Annotated in this window: 14 protein-coding genes and 1 pseudogene; 7 read left to right on the forward strand and 8 right to left on the reverse strand. The window is 73.3% G+C overall.

Annotated elements, in window-relative coordinates; translation table 11 throughout:
- Positions 1-15: 15 nt before the first annotated feature.
- Both pyk and C2865_RS15270 read right to left on the reverse strand, forming a co-directional pair.
- On the reverse strand, positions 16-1,440 hold the full coding sequence (pyk, locus tag C2865_RS15265; RefSeq protein ID WP_106399373.1) for a pyruvate kinase: 1,425 nt from the start codon (positions 1,438-1,440) through the stop codon (positions 16-18).
- 88 nt (positions 1,441-1,528) lie between these two features.
- The gene (locus C2865_RS15270; RefSeq protein ID WP_106399115.1) at positions 1,529-2,737 is read right to left on the reverse strand and encodes an MFS transporter; all 1,209 of its coding nucleotides are present in this window, start codon (positions 2,735-2,737) and stop codon (positions 1,529-1,531) included.
- A gap of 163 nt (positions 2,738-2,900) precedes the next feature.
- Between C2865_RS15270 and C2865_RS15275 the strand changes: the two genes are divergently transcribed.
- A complete protein-coding gene (locus tag C2865_RS15275; protein WP_106399116.1) occupies positions 2,901-3,674 on the forward strand; it encodes an alpha/beta hydrolase in 774 nt (257 codons plus the stop codon).
- Between the two features lie 22 nt (positions 3,675-3,696).
- On the opposite strand, the gene C2865_RS15280 is transcribed toward C2865_RS15275, so the two are convergent.
- The 4 genes from C2865_RS15280 to C2865_RS15295 all read right to left on the reverse strand — a co-directional run bounded on the left by C2865_RS15280 (position 3,697) and on the right by C2865_RS15295 (position 9,638).
- Positions 3,697-5,994 carry a PEP/pyruvate-binding domain-containing protein gene (locus C2865_RS15280; protein WP_106399117.1) on the reverse strand — a complete coding sequence of 766 codons (2,298 nt, stop codon included), beginning with the start codon at positions 5,992-5,994 and terminating at the stop codon, positions 3,697-3,699.
- Positions 5,991-7,802 (reverse strand): AfsA-related hotdog domain-containing protein, encoded by a 1,812-nt coding sequence (locus tag C2865_RS15285; RefSeq protein WP_106399118.1) that lies wholly within the window; start codon positions 7,800-7,802, stop codon positions 5,991-5,993. The genes C2865_RS15280 and C2865_RS15285 overlap by 4 nt, the downstream gene beginning before the upstream one ends.
- Positions 7,803-8,314: 512 nt before the next feature.
- Positions 8,315-9,211: a helix-turn-helix domain-containing protein gene (locus C2865_RS15290; RefSeq protein WP_106399119.1), complete on the reverse strand. Its 897-nt coding sequence runs from the start codon at positions 9,209-9,211 to the stop codon at positions 8,315-8,317.
- A gap of 193 nt (positions 9,212-9,404) precedes the next feature.
- Positions 9,405-9,638 (reverse strand): DUF397 domain-containing protein, encoded by a 234-nt coding sequence (locus C2865_RS15295; RefSeq protein WP_198653337.1) that lies wholly within the window; start codon positions 9,636-9,638, stop codon positions 9,405-9,407.
- 138 nt (positions 9,639-9,776) lie between these two features.
- On the opposite strand from C2865_RS15295, the gene C2865_RS15300 reads away from it, so the two are divergent.
- From C2865_RS15300 to C2865_RS15320, 5 genes are all read left to right on the forward strand, one after another.
- Positions 9,777-10,301, forward strand: a complete 525-nt coding sequence (locus tag C2865_RS15300) for an ATP-binding protein (protein ID WP_110554877.1) — start codon at positions 9,777-9,779, stop codon at positions 10,299-10,301.
- A gap of 74 nt (positions 10,302-10,375) precedes the next feature.
- Complete coding sequence (locus tag C2865_RS15305; protein ID WP_198653338.1) at positions 10,376-11,659, forward strand: MFS transporter; 1,284 nt, start codon at positions 10,376-10,378, stop codon at positions 11,657-11,659.
- Between the two features lie 28 nt (positions 11,660-11,687).
- A complete protein-coding gene (locus C2865_RS15310) occupies positions 11,688-12,563 on the forward strand; it encodes a hypothetical protein (RefSeq protein ID WP_106399122.1) in 876 nt (291 codons plus the stop codon).
- 103 nt (positions 12,564-12,666) lie between these two features.
- On the forward strand, positions 12,667-14,709 hold the full coding sequence (gene pta / locus C2865_RS15315; RefSeq protein WP_106399123.1) for a phosphate acetyltransferase: 2,043 nt from the start codon (positions 12,667-12,669) through the stop codon (positions 14,707-14,709).
- Complete coding sequence (locus C2865_RS15320) at positions 14,709-15,827, forward strand: acetate/propionate family kinase (RefSeq protein ID WP_106399124.1); 1,119 nt, start codon at positions 14,709-14,711, stop codon at positions 15,825-15,827. Before pta ends, C2865_RS15320 begins: the two co-directional genes overlap by 1 nt.
- A 375-nt stretch (positions 15,828-16,202) precedes the next feature.
- Here C2865_RS15320 and C2865_RS15325 read toward each other — a convergent pair whose 3' ends face one another.
- The gene (locus C2865_RS15325) at positions 16,203-16,877 is read right to left on the reverse strand and encodes a hypothetical protein (RefSeq protein ID WP_106399125.1); all 675 of its coding nucleotides are present in this window, start codon (positions 16,875-16,877) and stop codon (positions 16,203-16,205) included.
- A 215-nt stretch (positions 16,878-17,092) separates the two neighbouring features.
- Positions 17,093-17,752, reverse strand: a complete 660-nt coding sequence (locus tag C2865_RS15330) for a hypothetical protein (protein ID WP_106399126.1) — start codon at positions 17,750-17,752, stop codon at positions 17,093-17,095.
- A 687-nt stretch (positions 17,753-18,439) separates the two neighbouring features.
- Here C2865_RS15330 and C2865_RS41815 point away from each other — a divergent pair.
- A pseudogene (locus C2865_RS41815) lies at positions 18,440-18,514 on the forward strand (DUF397 domain-containing protein); the annotation flags it as partial.
- Between the last annotated feature and the right edge of the window lie 42 nt (positions 18,515-18,556).

The raw sequence follows: 18,556 nt of genomic DNA on the forward strand, positions 1-18,556 counted from the left end.
CGCGCGTACGGGCGCTCAGGCGCCGATCGTGTCCCCCAGCCGGTGCACGCGCAGCGAGTTGGTGGAGCCGACCGTCCCCGGCGGCATGCCGGCCACGATCACGATGAGGTCGCCCTTGCTGAAGCGGCCGAGCTCCAGCAGGGACTGCTCGACCTGGGCGACCATCTCGTCGGTGTGGTCCACGTGCGGCACCAGGAAGGACTCCACGCCCCAGGTCAGCGAGAGCTGGCTGCGGGTGCGCTCGACCTCGGTGAAGGCCAGCAGCGGGATGGGGCTGCGGTAGCGGGCCAGCCGGCGGGCGGTCTCCCCGGACATGGTGAAGGCGATGAGCGCCGTGGCCCCGATGATCGCGCCGACCTCGGCCGCGGCCCTGGCGATCGCGCCGCCGACCGTCTCGGGCACCCGCTCGAGGGTCGGGTCGGCCTCCAGGGTGGCCTCCTCGGCCGCCGCCGCGATCCGCGACATCGTCTGGACGGCCTCGATCGGGTACTGGCCGACGGCGGTCTCGCCCGAGAGCATCACCGCGTCCGCGCCGTCGAAGATCGCGTTGGCCACGTCGCTGGCCTCGGCCCGGGTGGGCCGGGCGGCGCTGATCATCGACTCCAGCATCTGGGTGGCCACGATCACCGGGTGCGCCTTCTCGCGGCACAGCTCGATGGCGCGCTTCTGCACGATCGGCACCCGCTCCAGCGGCAGCTCCACGCCCAGGTCGCCGCGGGCGACCATGATGCTGTCGAAGGCGTCGACGATCTCGGGGAGCGCCTCCACCGCCTGCGGCTTCTCGATCTTGGCGATCAGGGGGACGCGGACGCCCTCCTCCTCCATGATCCGGAAGCACTCCTGGGCGTCGGCGGCGTCGCGCACGAACGACAGCGCCACCATGTCCACGCCGATGCGCAGCGCCCAGCGCAGGTCGGCCTCGTCCTTCTCGGTGAGGGCGGGGACGCTGACGGCCACGCCGGGCAGGTTCAGGCCCTTGTTGTCGGAGACCATGCCGCCGACGACCACCCGGGTGAGCACCCGCGGCCCGTCGACCGAGACGACCTCCAGGGAGACCTTCCCGTCGTCGATGAGCACGGTGTCGCCGGAGGAGACGTCGCCGGGCAGGCCCTTGTAGGTGGTGGAGACCTCCTTGCGGCTGCCGGGGACGTCCTGGGTGGTGATGGTGAACTCATCGCCCACGTTGAGCCGCACCGGCCCGTCGGGGAAGCGGCCCAGCCGGATCTTGGGGCCCTGCAGGTCGGCCAGCACGCCGACGGCGCGGCCGGTGGCCTCGCCCGCCTCGCGCAGGTGGTGGTAGACCTGCGCGTGCTGCTCGTGCGACCCGTGGCTCATGTTCAGCCGGGCCACGTCGATCCCGGCCTCCACGAGGGCCTTGATCTGCTCGCGGCTGGAACACGCCGGTCCGATGGTGCTGACGATCTTCGCTCGACGACTCACGTGTTCCACCCTAGGTAGTTACCCGCCGGTACGCGCACCTTCCCGGCCGGGCATCACCGTCTGTTCACCGAGAACTTCCCTCAGTGGTCTAGACCATGACTTCCGGGGCGCGCGCCGGGGCGGCGTCCGGGCGCAGGCTCGCGCCGCGCAGCCCCACGAGCAGGGCCGCCAGCGCGACGACGGCCGGCGGGACGAGGAAGGCCGGGGCGGCGCCCAGCCGGTCGACGAGCTGGCCCGACAGGGCGGCGCCCAGGGCGATGCCCAGCGCCACCGCCCCGTTCAGCCAGGCGTAGGCCTCGGTCTTCACCTCGGCCGGCACCAGCGCGTCCAGCAGGGTGTACCCGGTGATGATGCAGGGGGCGATGACCAGGCCGGTCAGTGCCGCCGCCCCGTACATCAGGCCCAGGGACTGCACCAGGACGGGTCCGGCGAGCGCGGCGGCCAGCAGGGTCAGCAGCAGGGTCAGCCGGGACGGCAGCCGGGTCCCGGACTTCAGCCCCCCGTAGACGAGCCCGCCGACGAGGCTGCCGGCCGAGAACGTGCCGTAGATGGTGCCGGCCGAGCCGGGGCTGCCCAGCTCGGCGGTCAGCGCGGTGAGGCCCACCTGGAGGCTGCCGAAGACCGAGCCGACGGCCAGGAAGGCGACCGCCAGCAGCGGCACGCCCCGCCTGCCCAGCACCGCTCCGGCCGCGCCCGCCGCCGCGGGGCCGGGTTCGGGGGCGCCGTGCCGGACGCCGGCGAACATCAGGGTGCCCGCCAGCACCAGGACGAGCGCCAGCGCCAGGGCCCAGACGGGGCTGTGGGCGGTGGCGACCGTCAGCAGCACGATGGGGGCCAGGGTGAAGGTCAGCTCGTCGGTGACCGACTCCAGCGCGAAGGCCGTGCCCACCCGCCGGGGCGGCAGGAGGTGCGCCCAGCGGGCCCGGACCATCGAGCCGACCTGCGGCACCGTCGCGCCCGCCAGGCAGCCCACGGCCACCAGCAGCAGCGGTTCGGCCCGCCGCTGGGCCAGTACCAGCAGCACGGCCAGCAGGACGGCGTGCGCCAGCACCTGGGGCACCAGCACCCTGGCCTGGCCGTGCCGGTCGGCCAGCCGCCCGGTCCACGGGCCGAGCAGCGCCTGGGCCACGGCCGAGGCGGCCGAGGCGATGCCGCCCCAGCCGTAGGAGCCGGTGGCCCACTGGACGAGCAGCAGGATGCCCAGCTGCAGCATCGCGAAGGGCAGCCGGGCACAGAGCGCGGGCAGCAGGAAGCGCCAGGCACCGGGGGTGCGCAGCAGCGCGAGGTAGGACTTCAAGATCCGGGTTCTCCGTCGTCGAGTCGTGACGGATCCCGGCCACCCCGGTCCGCCAACAGTTTCAGCGTCGGACCGGGGTAGATACCGCCCTTTATCAGGACAGCCGCCATGCGGTCAGAAGTGCGAGTTTATACCCGGCCTGAACAGGACCGATAATGGGAGCGTGGCCGCCACTCCCCTCACTCTCACCACGTCCGACGGCGTCCGGGTCGCCGCCCGCCACCACGCGGCGGGCCCCTCCGCCGACGCGGAGCTGTGCCTGGTGGTCGGGCACGGCTTCACCTGCCACCAGGAGATGCCCGGCCTGCGGCCGATCGTCGCGGCGCTGGGCCGCACCGCCGCGGTCTGCACGCTCGACTACCGGGGGCACGGGCGCTCGGGCGGGCGCTCGACCGTCGGCGACCGGGAGATCCACGACCTCGAGGCGGCCGTCCGCCACGCCAGGGACCACCACGCCAGGGTGGTCACCGTCGGGTTCTCCATGGGCGCCTCGATCGCGCTGCGGCACGCCGCCCTGATAGGCGGCGTCGACGCGGTGGTGTCGGTCAGCTCGCCGGCCCGCTGGTACTACCGGGACACCGTGCCCATGCGGCGGGTGCACTGGGCCATCGAGCGCAGGCTGGGCCGCGCCGCCGTGCGGCTGGCCAAGCGCACCCGCGTCTCCCCCCGGGGCTGGGACCCGGTGCCCGCCGCGCCCTTCGAGGTGGTCGGGGACATCGCCTGCCCGGTGCTGATCGTCCACGGCGGCCGCGACGCGTTCTTCCCGCCCGACCACGGCGAACTGCTCTACGAGCGGGCCACCCGGCCCAAGGAGCTGTGGATGGAGCCCGAGATGGGCCACGCCGAGGTCGCCACCACCGAGGCGCTGAGCCTGCGCATCGCCGAGTGGGCCGCCCGCGCGTCGGCCGGGTCCCTGCCCTTCTCCGACGCGGGTTGAGGCGGGCGGTCTCCGGTCCGCCTCAACCGCGCCGCCCCTCCCCCGCCGGGGCCGGATCGGCGGTCCGCACGCCCCAGTAGACGCTGCCGCGGGTGAGGAACCTCGGCGGCGGCGCGGGCATGAGCCGCTGTTTGGCCTGCTGGGTCTTGCGCAGCTCGGCCAGCGGGCGCAGCTCGCGGTGGTTCATGGTCCCGGCGTAGGCGGCTCGGATCTCCTCGAGCTTGAGCTGGAAGACGTCGCGGCGGTCGCCCAGCGCGCCGACCGACGCCAGGTCCCTGCCGATGGCCCTGAACATGCGGCGGGCCATGCCGAACGCGCGGGAGCGGGCGAAGCGGACGCGCTCGCGTTCGCGCAGCGCCTCGCGCACCCTGCCGCGCACCAGGTCGTAGACGAACCGCCGGGGGCCGTCCAGGTGCTCGCGCAGGTAGCCCTCGACGTCGTGCTCCTCCCCGGAGGCCGGGGCGAGGCCGCTCAGCAGCAGGGCGTCCTTGAGCATGGACATCAGCAGCGACGGGTCGTCGTGCAGGTCCGGCTCCTCCAGCCTGAGTCCGCCGGCGCTGCGGTGGCCGAACGCGGCGAGGAAGCCGTCGAGTTCGGCGCGCAGCCACCCGGCGTCCTCGCCCTCGGCCTCGCGCAGCCACTCCCACAGCTCGCCCGGCGGACGCTCGCGCACCTCATCGGCCAGGCCGGGGCGCTCGGCCAGGTGCCCGGCCAGCTCGCCGAGCCGCCGCGCGGGCGCCGCGGACTCGACGTCGTCGCCGACCTTCACCGCCTCCCGCGCCAGCCATTCGGGGGCGTCGGGCAGCCACCTGGCGTTCAGCCCGTGGAGCACGCCGTACGAGAGCATGATCATGTTCTCGAGCACGGCGGTGCCGCCCCACTCCGACAGGAGGTCCTCCTCCAGGCGGTGCAAGGCGCGGCCGACCTCGTGGCCGGGCAGCTCCTCGTAGTCGACCGCGTCGAGCTCCTCGTACGCCCGCTGGAAGCGGTCGGTGAAGGACGCGACCGACCGGCGGACGGTGAAGAGCATGCACAGGAACCGCAGGGCGACGCGCAGCCGCACCAGGCGCTCCCGCAGCGGGGAGTCGATCGGGTGCTGGGCCTCGGCGAGCTCCTCGGCCGCCTCCCTGACGCCCGTCGCCTCGGCGAGCATGCGCCGGTTGAGCGCGTACCCCGGCAGCAGCCGGATGATCTTGTACCCGTTGAGGACGTTGTGGTAGACGCGGCCGTCGAAGTAGCCCAGCAGCTCGCCGAACACCCCGTCCAGCTTCTCCAGGTCGCGGCGCGGCACACCCAGCAGGCGCGCGTAGTCGCGGTAGACGCGGCCGTAGGCGTGACGCGCGAAGCTGAAGGTCAGCGGGGCGGTGATCTCGCCGAACGCCTCGGCGACGGCGGAGTTGTCCCACACCCGCACCTCGCCCTCGGCCTCGCGCAGGCCGGTGATCGGGCGGCTCTGCAGCACGTGGAAGACGCCGTCGCTCAGCGCCCACTCGACGTCCTGCGGCGCGCCGAAGACCTCCTCGACGGCGTCCGCGAGGTCGCCCAGCTCGCCGACCTGGTCGTTGGTCAGCGCGAACCGCTCGCGGGCGAACGGGGAGACCGGGCTGAGCCCCGTGCCGCCGGGCCCGGCGTCGAGCCGCTCGGCCTTCTCCCCGATGACGGCGTCGCCGACGACCCGGCTCGGCCGGTCCAGGGTGAGGACGTCGGCGTCGACCCGGCCGGACGCCAGCGTCTCCCCCAGCCCGTAGACGCAGCTGATGAGGGCCTTGGAGCGGTCGCCGGAGACCGGGTCGGCGGTGTGCATCACCCCGCTCACCTCGGCGGGGACCAGCTCCTGCAGCACGACCGCCAGGTCGATCCGGTCGGTGGGCAGGTCGTGCAGCCAGCGGTAGACCAGGGACCGCTCCGAGTACGCCGAGGCCCAGCAGTCCCTGACCCGCTCGGCCACCGCGTCGAACCCGGCCGCGCCCAGGAACGAGGAGTACTGCCCGGCGAAGGAGAAGTTCGGCAGGCCCTCGTCGGCGCCCGAGGAGCGCACCGCGACGGTGCCCTGGCCGACGGCGTCGTAGGCGCGCCAGATCGCCGTCAGCGCGGGGCCGTCCAGCGGTGTCACCGAGAAGGCCTTGGCGACGCGTGCCGAGACCTCCCGGGCGTTGTCGGGGTCGAGGCCGGCCAGCAGGCCCGCCAGCTCCTGATCCAGGCCCGAACGCTCCCGGAACCCGCTCAGGACCTCCACCCCGACCGCCGACCACGCCGGGACCCTGAGCCCCGCCCCGGCCAGCCGCCGCAGGTTCTCTCCCTTGCCGCCGAGCGCGCTCATGCCCGTACCACCTCCACCATCACCTCCGCCGGTTCCACCCCATCCTGGACGAACCTCACGGCCACCGCGCCCTTTCCACCGCGATCGGCGGAGACCGTCGCGGTGCAGGCGAGCCGGACGTCCAGCTCCGCCATGGCCGCGAAGCGGGTGGTGAAGCCGGTCACGGCCAGCCGGCCGGCGGGCACGCCGAAGTGGCGGGACATGGTCCACAGCGCGGCCTGGCGGGCGGCCTCCAGCAGCACCATGTCCGGGACATGGTCCTGCGGGCGCTCGAACATCGCCGGGTTCGCCGGGTCCGCCGCGACCCGCGCGGTGCTCTCGCCGCGCCGCCACGCCAGGTCGGCCAGCACGACGTTGCCGTCATGGGTGCGCCCGACGTTGCGGGCGGAGGGGAACAGGCCGGTCCGGTCGGGGGCGCCGGTCTCCCCGCCGAGCCCGTGCCGGGCGCGGCCCGCGGCGCGCAGCCCGCGCCAGCCCGCCTCGTCCCGCCAGGAGAAGGACGCGCGGGCGGTGGCCAGCCCGGTCCCGTCGGGGGCGGTGACCCGGTAGTCCAGGGCCATCGCGGAGGCGGACCGCCGGACGACGTCCGCCTCGACCCGCACCCGCCGGTCGCGGACGGCCTCGGGGTCCGCGGTGAGCCGCCCGCTCAGCTCCTCCAGCACGAAGCGGGCGTCCTGCGGCACGCCGTGGTGGCCGTGGGCGACGACGTAGCAGCCCTGGCGGCACAGCTCCAGGACGGGCAGGAGGTCGAGCCTGGCCGAGGGCAGGTCGTTGTAGAAGCGGTGGGCGGCGGGGAGCTCTCCGGCCATCAGGAAGCCTCCGGAGCCGGTGGCCACGTGGTCGGTGAGGAAGACCTCCCCGAGGCCGTCCTTGTGCACCAGGGGGCCGGGGAGGGCGCGTTCGCGGCGCAGCGGGCGCGGACCGCGGGCGGCGGCGTGCTCCCACTGGGCGGCGGTGACGCCGGGGAGCAGCGCGGTCCCGCCGGGCGCCGCCGGGTCCGCGGCGGCGGCGCCGAGCACCACCGAGTCCCAGGGTTCGTCCGGCTCGCCGAGCGCCCTGCGCCTTCGGGCGCGGTCGCGGGACAGGTCGTGCCCGGGGCTGCGCCGGTACAGCTCCTCGATCAGCGCGCGCGTCCCTGCCTCCCGGTCGGCCCCCGCGACCAGGTCGGCGTAGACGCGGCGCCGGTCGCGGCGGTCCAGCAGGATGCCGAACTCGCGGACCAGGTCGGCGGGCTCGTCGGCGGTGTGCACGAGATCGACCGGGGAGCCGCCGTCGTCCAGCCGGTGCCGCAGCTGCCACGGTTCGCGGCGGGCCGGGTCGGCCGGGCCCTTGAGATCGTTCAGCCGCAGCGTCGCCGGGACCGGCGCCTCGGGCAACCGCACCGCCAGCAGCAGGCTGTCGCCCGCGCGGGCCAGCGCCTCGGTCAGCTCCCGCCGCCGCCTGGTGGCGGCGTTCCACCGGTACCACCACATCGCGCGGGTGCTGTGCCGGTCGAGCGTGACGGGCTCGGCCGCGACGACCACCGCGTCCTGCTCCAGCAGCCACTCCAAAGCCGCCTCCAGCCGCCGCCCGGCCACCGCGGCGGGGGTGAGCAGCAGCATGGCGTGGCGGTCCAGCAGCGTCCACGGGTCGGACGCGACCGCGAGCAGGTCGTCCCAGCCGTCGCGGAAGTAGCCGTCGACCGAGAACAGCGCACGTTTTCGCGGCAGCGCGGAGAGCGCCTCGGGAACCGGTTCGGCGTGTTCGCCGCCGATCGTCGCCTCCGGGACCTCCGCCTGCGCCTCGCCGAGCCTGGCGACCGCCGTCATGCCACCTCTCCCTGCCGCGCGATGATCTTCAGTTCTCCGGCCGGCGGCCGCCGGTTCTCGCCGCCGGCCGTCTCCGATGGCCCGGGAGCGTCGCCGCGCAGGAGCCGGCGGGTCCGCGGCCGCCGGAGGGCCGCGCGGGGGCGCCGCCGCTCCCCGCCGGCCGCCCCCCGTGCTTTACCGACAGTTCATGTGAAAAACCATCGAAGACGAGTGGATCTTTGGTTGTCAAACCAGAACGAGAAGGGCACCCGGTGTTCACCTGACTTTAACAGGGGTTCCGAGATAGGAGTGTCCCAGGTCACAGCGGCTGCCAGAGCCCTTGCCCCACGGGCGGAGGAGGAGGGTCAATACGGCCCGGCTTTGTCAGATGGGTCACAATCAGAGCCCGCGGCGAGAGAATTCGCACCGCGAATTAAAGGTTCGCCGCCCGCCCGCGTCCGCCGCCGGAGGAAACAAAGAACGCCCGGCCCCAGGCGGAACCTGGAGACCGGACGTTCCGGCGGGCTCCGACTTCACATCGTGTCGTGGATGCGCTTGAGGAGGTCCGGGGTGGCGGTGACCGGCTCGGCCTCCACGCACAGCTGCTCCATGACCGCGAGGTAGCGTTCGATGTCCTCGCGCTTGTCGAGGTACAGGGCGCTGGTGAGCTGCTCGAGGTAGACGATGTCCGGCAGGTCGGGCTCGGCGAAGCGCAGGATGCTGAAGGGCCCGCCGGCCGCCGCGTGCCCGCCCCGGGCGAACGGCACGACCTGGACGGTGACGTTGGGCAGCTCGCACAGCTCGATGAGATGCCGCAGCTGCTCGCGCATCACCCCCGTGCCGCCCAGCGGGCGCCGGACGACCGCCTCGTCGACCACGGCCCACAGGTGGGGCGCGTGGTCGGAGTGCAGCAGTTCCTGGCGCTTCATACGCATCTCGACCCGGCGCTCGACGTCCTCCACGGCCGCGCCGCCGTGACCCAGCAGCGTGACCGCCCTGGCATAGCTCTCGCTCTGCAGCAGGCCGGGGACGAACTGCACCTCGTAGGCGCGGATGCGGCTGGCCGCCTCCTCCAGGCCGATGTAGTTCTCGAACCAGCGGGGGAGCAGGTCGTTGTAGTCGTGCCACCACCCGTTGGCGCTGGCCCTGCGGGCCAGCGCGAGCGCCTTCTCCCGCTCGGCGGGGTCGTGGACGCCGTAGAGGGTGAGCAGGTCGGCCACGTCGCGCTCGCGGAAGGAGACCCGTCCGAGCTCCAACCGGCTGATCTTGGAGTCCGAGGCGCGGATCGCGTAGCCCGCCTGCTCGCGGGTGATGCCCTGGTCCTCCCTCAGACGCCGCAGCTGCGCACCCAGCAGGATGCGCAGCACGGTGGGGCCGCCGCCGGCCGCGGCGGAGATGTTCAACACGGTCGCGTCTGCCGCTCGGGCCATTCGGGGCTCCCTGCGGACCTGCCTTCCCGGCTCGGCCCTATGAGACTTCCTATAACGGGCGAATCAGTATCCCATGCGGCACCTCTCTTGGCCATGCGCTCCCCGAGACCCGCCCTCCGTAACCCCAGGTGACCGCGGGTCAGCCCCCTGGTCAGGCGCCCCGGGACGGCACGGCCGCCGGTTGAGCGATCGCTCAGGCGACGAGGTGATCGAACTCACCGTCCTTGGCGCCGCCGAGGAACGCCTCGATCTCCGCGCGGGTGTAGATGAGCACCGGACCGTCGGGGTGCCGGGAGTTGCGCATGGCGATCTCCCCGCTCGGCAGCGCAGTGAGCTCGACGCAGTTACCGCTGGGGTTGCTGTGCCTGCTCTTGAACCAGAGCGGTTCTGCTGCGTGTGCGAACGCTCCCTGTGCGTGATCCCCCATGGTTTGCTCCGTTCCAAGCATGATTTTTTCCGCTGCAAGGACCGATGCACGTGCAGAAGCCCTTGCACCTGCACGGCTCGGAAGGGAAAGATAGCGGACACCCACGCAGCGCATCACCGGACCGCGTCAGGACATTTCATGACCGTTAAGCGGGCTCCTCGCATGATCAACAGCCGCCGGCTCTTCTGCACCGACGAAGGCAGATGGCCCGAGATGCTGCCGACCCTGCATGCGAGCAACTGGCCTACCCCGCCGGTCTCCGGCACCAGCCGGCTCGCCCGGCACCCGTTGAACAGCAACCTGGACTCGCCCAGGATCGCCCGGGACTTCGCCCGCAAGACCCTGGCCGAGTGGGAGCTGGAGGACCTCCTGTGCGAGGCGGGAGTGGTGATCTCCGAGCTGGTCACCAACGCCCTGCGCTACGGCCTGCCCGGCCGGCACCGCATCGCCCGCGCCCCGATCCAGCTCATCCTCATGCGCCAGGAGCGCCGCGTCCTGGTGATCGTCACCGACCCCAGCGGGGAGCCCCCGGTGCTCGGCGAGCCCGACGAGTTCGCCGAGAGCGGCCGGGGCCTGCAGGTGGTCGCCGCGGTCTCCGAGGCGTGGAGCTGGGCGCCGCTGTCCACCGGGGGCAAGGCCGTCTGGGCGTCGTTCGCGCTCTGAGCCCCCCGCCCTTCCGCGGCCGACCCGGCACCCCTACTATCTAGAAAGTTTCTTTACAGGTAGCAGGGGTGCCGGTGCGGGCCGAGGGTCGGACGAGCGCGAGCGGGCTGCCCGCCGTGTACTGGTATCTCTGGCTGGGCATGCTGATCAACCGCGTCGGCGGTTTCGGGGTGCTCTTCCTGTCGCTCTACCTCGTGCAGCGGCGGGGCCTGGACGCCTCCGCCGCGGGACTGGTCGTCGGGCTGAGCGGAGCGGGCGGCGCCGTCGGGGTGCTGGCGGGCGGGGTGCTCGCCGACCGGTGGGGACGGCGCCGCACCCTGCTGGCCTGCCACCTGCTCGCCGCCGGGCTCATGCTCGCCCTCGCCTTCGCCACCCGGCTTCCGGTGATCGCCGCGGTGACGTTCCTGCTCGGGGCCTTCCAGAGCATGGCGGGGCCGCCCCTGGTCGCCGCGATCACGGACGTCGTGCCGCCCCCCGACCGGCAGCGCGCGTTCAACCTCCAGTTCTGGGCGCACAACCTGGGCGTGGCCGCCGCCGCGCTCCTGGCCGGGCTGCTGGCCGAGGCGAGCTTCACCCTCCTCTTCGTGGTCGAGGCCGCCGCCACCTTCGCCACCTTCCTCCTCCTGGCGGTGAAGGTCCCCGAAACGCTGCCGGCCGCCCGCGGGGGCCGCTCCCCCGCCGAACGCGGCTCCGGCCTGGGCGCGGTCCTCACGGACCGGGTCTACCTCGTCTTCGTCGGGCTGACACTGCTGCTGGCGTACGTGAGCACGCAGAGCTCCACGATCCTCCCGCTGGCGATGAGCGCGGACGGCCTCGGCCCCGCGGCCTACGGGCTGGTCACCGGGTGCGCGGGAGCGCTGATCGTGGCCGGGCAGCTGCTCGTGCCCCGGTTCATCGCGGGACGGCCCAAGGCGCGGGTGCTGGCGCTGGCCAACCTGCTGCTGGGCGGCGGGTTCGCGCTGGTGGCCCTGGCCGACCGGGTGCCCCTGCACCTGGCGGCGGCGCTGGTCTGGACGCTCGGGTCGATGCTCGCCGCCCCGCCCAACGCCGAGGTCATCGCCGAGCTGGCACCAGAACGGCTGCGCGGACGTTATCAGGGTGTGTTCTACCTGGTGTTCCCGATCGCCTCTTTCGCGGCGCCCGCCCTGGGCGGGGTGTCCCTGGAGCGGCTCGGCGACCTGCACTGGGTATTGTGCGGGGCGGTCGGGGCGCTGGCGGCGCTGGGACACCTGCTGGCGGGCCCGGCCAGGGAGCGGCGGGCCGCCCTCGGACCGAAACAATCCGTCTCGGAGTGGTACATGAATGATCGGGGTAGAAGCTCAGAAAGGTCATCGTTTCACGGCTGTGAGGGGACATGACCCTTTCGTCTTCCTATGGTTTCGCGGCATGAACGTCGGGGGACCGGTCCGCGCGGCGGAGGCCAGGGCGGTCAAGGGCGCGGCGGCACGCCGCGACACCCGGGACTTCCAGCGCACCCCGCTGCCCGACCCGGGAGGGGCCTTCCTGCTCCGGGCGGTATGCGATCCGTACGCCGTGGGAGCCACCGGCACAGGACCGCTCATCCTCCACTGGAACGGGACGCTCTGGGAGAAGGAGCCCCTGCCCGCCTTCGACCCGGCCCTGAGCGGCGCGATGCTCACCGGCGTGGCGGGACGCGTCGCCGTCGGCGGGGCCCTCGACCGGCTCACCGGCGCCGAGACACCGCTGCTGCTGTGCCGCGACGACACCGGATGGGTCGAGGAGAAGGCGCCGGGAACCGGATTCCCCTACGTGCTGACCGGCGTGCACGGCGACTGGGCCGCGGGGCACGGGTTCCCGGGCACCGTCCTCCTGCACCGCGGACTGGGCGGCTGGACGCACCTGCAGACCCCCGGCCGCCCCGCGCGGCTGCTGGCCGTCGCGTCACTCGGCCGGCACGTCTGGGCCGGCGGGGAACGCGACCGTGAAGGGCTGCTGCTCTCCTTCGACGGGCGGTCCTGGAAGGAGCACCGGACCAGGACGGGGCCCGTCACCGCCCTCGCGATCCGCAACGGACGGCCCTGGGCCGCGGCGGGCCGGACGCTCCTGGAGTGGACGGGACGCCGCTGGGCCCGCCACACCGCCCCCCTGGACGTCAACGCGCTGTCCACCACCGCCTCCGGCGCGCTGTGCGCGGCCGGCGCGGGAGCGCTGGGCGTCCACGACGGGCGGCGCTGGGACCTGCGCGCCCTGCCGGGGACCTGGCTGGGCGCCGACCCCGTCTGGCTCGTGGGCTCCGCCTGAGGGCGTGTGATCCCCGCCTCCCGGGGTTTTCCCCACCTCGTTCCGGCGGGTAGGGCTGACGGAACTACGATCGTTTCCGATGACCCCTCCGGACAGGAGACCCATGACCCGCGCCGTCTACCTCGCCGCCACCGGGGCCGCCACCCGCAAGGCGTCCGTCACCCTCGGGCTGGCCGAGCTCCTGTCCGGGAAGGTCCGCAGGCTGGGCGTGTACCGGCCGGTCGTGGAGTCCGGGCGCGTCGACTCCATCATCGAGACCGTCGTGAACCGCTTCAACGCGCGCGGCGCCACCGGTGTCACCTACGACGAGGTGCACCGCGACCCGACGCGGGCGACGGCCGACATCGTCGCCGGATACCGCGCGCTGGCCGCCTCCTGCGACGCGGTCATCGTCGTCGGCACCGACTTCACCGACGTGGGCGCGCCCACGGAGTTCGAGTTCAACGCGGTGCTCGCCTCGCACCTGGGCGCGCCGGTGCTGCTGCTGGCCACCGGGCTCGGGCTGCGGCCCGACGAGGTGGCCGCCGGGGTCGCCCTGGCCGCCAAGGAGCTCGCCGCCGAGCACGCCGCGCTGCTGGGCGTGGTGGTCAGCCGGGTCGACCCCGGGAACCTCGCGGCGGTGCGTGCCGCGGTGGGCGTCGAACCGACCTTCGTCGTCCCCGAGGAGCCCCGGCTGTCCGCGCCGACCGTCGGGGACCTCATGGCCGCCTGCTCCGGCCGCCTCTTCCGGGGCGACCCCCAGCAGCTCGGGCGCGAGGTGTCGGGGCTGGCGGTCGGCGCCATGTCCCTGCCCCACATCCTGGAGCGCCTCACCGAGGGCCAGACGGTGATCATCCCGTCCGACCGGGCGGCGGCGCTGCTGCCGGGGCTGCTGGCCGCGCACTCGGCCGCCACCTTCCCCGCCCTGTCGGGGATCGTCATGACCGGCGGGCTCGACCTGCCCGAGCCGGTGCTCAGACTGGTCGACGGCATGGCGCCGAAACTGCCGGTGATCGCCACCGACCTGGACACCTTCGAGTGCGCCACCCGGCTGGGCCGGGCCGAGGGCCGGCTCGGCACCGCCGGCACCCACAAGATCGACCTGGCGCTGCGGATGTTCACCGAGTACGTCGACGGCGAGCGGCTGCTCGAGCGCCTGCACGTCACCCGCTCCCCCGCCGTGACCCCGCTGATGTTCGAGTACGACGTGCTGGAACGGGCGCGCGGCGACCGGCGCACCATCGTCCTGCCCGAAGGCGGGGACGAGCGCATCCTGCGCGCCTCGGACATCCTGCTGCGGCGCGGGGTGGCCGACCTCGTCCTGCTCGGCGAGCAGGACGAGATCCGGATGCGCGCCGCCGAACTCGGCCTCGACCTCGAGGCCGCCCGGGTCGTCAGCCCCTACGACCGGGAGCTGCGCGAACGGTTCGCCGCCGAGTACGCGCGCGTCCGGTCGCACCGGGGCGTCTCGCTGGAGCTCGCGCGGGACACCGTGACCGACGTGTCGTACTTCGGCACGCTGATGGTGCAGCTGGGCCTGGCCGACGGCATGGTCTCCGGGGCGGCGCACACCACCGCGCACACCATCCGGCCCGCGTTCGAGATCATCCGCACCGCGCCGGGCGCGACGCTCGTCTCCAGCGTGTTCTTCATGTGTTTGGAGGACAGGGTCCTGGTCTACGGGGACTGCGCGATCAACCCCGACCCGACCGCCGAGCAGCTCGCCGACATCGCCGTCCAGTCGGCCGCGACCGCCGCGGTGTTCGGCGTCGAGCCGCGGGTGGCGATGCTGTCCTACTCCACCGGCACGTCGGGCAGCGGGACCGAGGTGGACAAGGTGCGGCGGGCCACCGGGATCGTCCGCGAACTGCGGCCCGACCTGCTCGTCGAGGGCCCCATCCAGTACGACGCGGCGGCCGACGAGACCGTCGCGCGGGCCAAGATGCCCGACAGCGCCGTCGCGGGCCGCGCCACCGTGTTCATCGTGCCCAACCTCGACACCGGCAACAACCTCTACAAGGCGGTGCAGCGCAGCGCGGGCGCGGTCGCCGTCGGCCCCGTCCTGCAGGGCCTGCGCAAACCGGTCAACGACCTGTCGCGCGGGGCGACCGTGCAGGACATCGTCAACACCGTCGCCATCACCGCGATCCAGGCCCAGGGGGTTTGATGCGCTACGTCCTGGTCCTCAACTGCGGTTCGTCCTCCATCAAGTACCGGCTGGTCGACGCCGCCTCCGGGGAGGCCGCGGCGGGCGGCATCGTCGAGCGGGTCGCCGACCACACCGAGGGCATGCGGCAGGTCATCGCCGAACTCGAGGCCGCCGGGCCCGAACTGGGCCAGGTCGTGGCCGTCGGGCACCGGGTGGTGCACGGCGGCGACGCGTACGCCGAACCCGTGGTCATCGACGACGCGGTGGAGCGGACCATCGAGGAGCTGAGCCCGATGGCGCCGCTGCACAACCCGGTGAACCTCATCGGCGTCCGCGCCGCCCGCGCCGTCTTCCCCGGCGTGCCGCACGTCGCGGTCTTCGACACCGCCTTCCACCAGACGATGCCGCCCGAGGCCTACACCTATGCGATCCCCCGGGCGTGGACCGAGGGCGGCGTCCGGCGCTACGGCTTCCACGGCACCTCGCACGCCTACGTCTCCCGCCGTGCCGCCGCGTTCCTCGGCCGCCCCTACGGCGAGCTCAACACCATCGTCCTGCACCTGGGCAACGGCGCCAGCGCCTCCGCCGTCGAGGGCGGCCGCTGCGTCGACACCTCCATGGGCCTCACCCCGCTGGAGGGCCTGGTCATGGGCACCCGCTCCGGCGACGTCGACCCGGCGCTGGCGGCCTTCCTCGCCCGCACCCGCGGCCTGTCCGTCGCCGAGATCGACCACGCCCTCAACCACGAGAGCGGCCTGCGCGCCCTGGCCGGGCACAACGACCTCCGCGAGATCTGGCCCCTGGTCGACTCCGGCGACCCGGCGGCCGCCCTGGCCATGCGGGTCTACACCCGCCGCATCCGCAAGTACATCGGCGCCTACCACGCCGTCCTGGGCCGCCTCGACGCCCTCGTCTTCACCGCCGGCGTGGGCGAGAACGACGCCCGCACCCGCGCCATGGTCCTCGCCGGCCTCGAGCCCCTCGGCATCCTCGCCGACCCCGGGGCCAACGCCTCCCCCGCCCGCGACACCCGCGTGATCTCCGCCCCCGCCTCCCCCGTCACCGTCCTCGTCGTCCCCACCGACGAGGAACGCGAGATCGCCACCCAGACCCTCACCGTCACCGGCCTGGCCTGAGGAGCGCCCCCGGCGGGACTTCCGCCGGCCGGGGAGCCCGCGCGACCGAACGTCCGCCGTGGCCGGGTTCCGTCCGGCGATGCCCTGGCGGCACCGACCGGCGGGACACCGGCCCGTCGGACCCCGGCCGATGCCCGCCGAGAACGCCCGTGGCCTTTACGCAGTAAGCCCTGGACGGGAGACGGAGGCGGGAAGCCGAGGCGAGGGGACCAGGGGGAAGCCGAGGCAGGAAGCCGGGGCGAGAGACCGAGGCGAAGGGACCAGGTGGAAAGCCGAGGCGGGAAGCCGGAGCGGGAGACCGATGCGGAAGACCGAGGCGGGAGGCCGAGGCGGAAGACCGAGGCGAGGGGACCAAGGGGAAGCCGGGGCGAGGGGTCAGGGCTGGAGGTCGGCGTTGACGCGGATGCCCGCTTCGGCGAGGGCGCGCAGGAGGTCGGGGGCGGGTTGCTCGACGCCGCGGAACTCCACCCGGGTGAGCTGGCCGGCGTGGCGGACCAGGTGGGAGACGAGCCGGAGGGTGGGGACGGTGTCGGCGAACGTCAGGGTGCTCAGGTAGGGCATCCGGGACAGGACGTCCAGGGCGTCGGGGGCCAGGCGGGGCAGCCTCAGGTAGAGCATGCGCAGGCCGGGCGGCAGCCAGCCCAGACCGGTGCCGACGGCCTCGCCCGCGGTCAGGCGGACGACCTTGAGCTCGGGGTGCAGGCCCAGCATCCGGAACGACCTGTCCCCCAGCCGGTCGCCGGCCAGCGAGACGACCCGCAGGTCGGCCTCGGGGAGGGCGAACTCGCCTCGGAGGAGGGGGGACTCCAGGGTGAGGTCGATCAGCCCGGACAGGTCGCGCAGCGCCTCCACGCCGGTGTCGGTGAACTCGCCGCGGCATTTGAGCACCGTGAGCCAGGGCATCTCGCCCACCTCGTGCAGGATCTCGTCGGTGACCTCGGTGAGATCCAGCTCCTTGAAGAACGGCTGACCCCGCAGGGACGGCACCCAGCGCCCCGTATAGGCGAGCTCCACGTCCCCCGGGAGATCCACGCTCCGCATCTCCCCCATGGAATCCAGCGTATCCAGCAAGGGCGCGCGCAGGACGCTCCCCGCGTTACGCAAAGGCATCCTTTTCCCCTTTACCCCATTACCCGAATCTCCGGGCATCGGCTCGGGAAGATTCTTTCCACGACCGGCTCCGCACAAGCGCGATCGTTTTCGGAACCGGAGTCGTTGAAAAGGGCAGGACCGGGCTTTCCCTTCTCCGCCCGGACCCGGCGTCTTCACGGAGTGATGTCACCGGGGCGGGGCCTCCGCATGGGCGCGGCGGCGTTGACCTTGATACCGGCTTCGGCGAGCGGGCGGAGGACCTCCAGCGGAGGCTGCTCGACGCCGAGGAAACCCACCTTGGAGAGCCGGCCGCCGTACCGAACCAGCTGGGAGACGAGCCGGAGCGTCGGCACGACGCCCGAGAACGTCAGGGTGTTCAGGTGGGGCAGCTGGACGAGCGCTTCGAGGTGCTCGGGCACCAGGTGCGGCAACCGCAGGTAGAGCGTGCGCAGCTTCGGCGGGAGCCACCACAGCCCGGTGCCGACGGCCTCCTCCGCCGCCAGGCGTACCGTCTCGATCCCCGGGTGCAGACCCAGCATCCGAAACGACCCGTCGCCCAGCCGTTCACCGGCCAGCGAGACCGTCCGCAGGTCCGCCTCCGGCAGCGCGAACCTGCCCTCCAGCCACGGGGACTCGAGCGCGAGCCCGGTCAGCCCCGTCAGGCCGCGCAGCTCACGCGCCCCCGCGTCGGTGAACTCCCCGCACGCCCTGAACTCCGCGAGCCAGGACATGCCGCCCGCTTCCCGGAGCACCTCGTCGGTCGCCCCGGCCAGCTCCAGTTCCCTGAGGAAATGCCGCCCGCGAAGCGACGGCTCCCAGGATCCCGTGTGCACGGGCCGCTCTTCCCCGGGAAGATCCACAATACGCACCGCCCCCATGGACCGAGAGTAACCGGGGAAGGTGCACAACCGCTGATGCCGACGTTACGCGGAGGCGTCCTTTCACCTCGCGCTCCGTTACCGGTCGGCCCCGGAACCCCCGTCCGGATCACCGTCCACCCGCCCTCCCGCCGGACGCCCCGCTCCCCCGTCGGCCTGCCGGTGATCCGCAGTCCCCTGCCGTCGCTTCCCGTGGCGCTTCCCGCAGCACCGGCCCCTCCCGGCCGTGCCGTCATCGACGACCTCAACGAGCAGCCCGCCGTGCTTCGTGAACCCCGCGTCGTTCTGTCGGTACTCCCTCCCGGCAGCGACGTCCATCCCGGCATGGGCGCGCCCTGCACCCTTTTAAATCGGCTTCCACGTGTTCTCGGCCTTGTCCTCATCGACCCCTTGGCGAGACGGTTCGATCGGAAATATCGCGTTCCCTGAGCGAAGACGTCATTGTCCGAACCATGAAATCCCGAGGTCTCACCGTCCCTTTCCGGTGAAAGAGCAGCGGGGCCGCCGAGTGCGTGGAAGCAGGGCTTCTCTGGCGCAAGAGCACCTGGAGCGACCGCGAACCGGGGGGAACGCGTCAAGGCCGGTCCTCTTCGACGCGGAGGCCCTCCCGGCGGGCGTCCCGAGGCACCGCGGAGTCCTGCCGTGGCCGTCCGGGATTCCAAGGACCCCGAGGGGCCGAAGCTTCCGCTCGATCGGGCCCAGTGGCACAACCTATGCGGCGGGTTGAAAACCCGACGTTCGGGGCGCGAACGCGGGTCG

The sequence above is a fragment of the Actinocorallia populi genome, assembly GCF_002995495.1.
Taxonomy (GTDB): Bacteria; Actinomycetota; Actinomycetes; order Streptosporangiales; family Streptosporangiaceae; genus Actinocorallia; species Actinocorallia populi.

Bases quoted from the DNA above. Each gene is read 5' to 3' on its own strand.
- C2865_RS15290 (WP_106399119.1), bottom strand. From the start codon at position 9,211: ATGGCCCGAGCGGCAGACGCGACCGTGTTGAACATCTCCGCCGCGGCC.
- C2865_RS15300 (WP_110554877.1), top strand. From the start codon at position 9,777: ATGACCGTTAAGCGGGCTCCTCGCATGATCAACAGCCGCCGGCTCTTC.
- pta (WP_106399123.1), top strand. From the start codon at position 12,667: ATGACCCGCGCCGTCTACCTCGCCGCCACCGGGGCCGCCACCCGCAAG.
- C2865_RS15280 (WP_106399117.1), bottom strand. From the start codon at position 5,994: ATGAGCGCGCTCGGCGGCAAGGGAGAGAACCTGCGGCGGCTGGCCGGG.
- C2865_RS15325 (WP_106399125.1), bottom strand. From the start codon at position 16,877: ATGGGGGAGATGCGGAGCGTGGATCTCCCGGGGGACGTGGAGCTCGCC.
- C2865_RS15295 (WP_198653337.1), bottom strand. From the start codon at position 9,638: ATGGGGGATCACGCACAGGGAGCGTTCGCACACGCAGCAGAACCGCTC.
- C2865_RS15285 (WP_106399118.1), bottom strand. From the start codon at position 7,802: ATGACGGCGGTCGCCAGGCTCGGCGAGGCGCAGGCGGAGGTCCCGGAG.
- C2865_RS15320 (WP_106399124.1), top strand. From the start codon at position 14,709: ATGCGCTACGTCCTGGTCCTCAACTGCGGTTCGTCCTCCATCAAGTAC.
- C2865_RS15310 (WP_106399122.1), top strand. From the start codon at position 11,688: ATGAACGTCGGGGGACCGGTCCGCGCGGCGGAGGCCAGGGCGGTCAAG.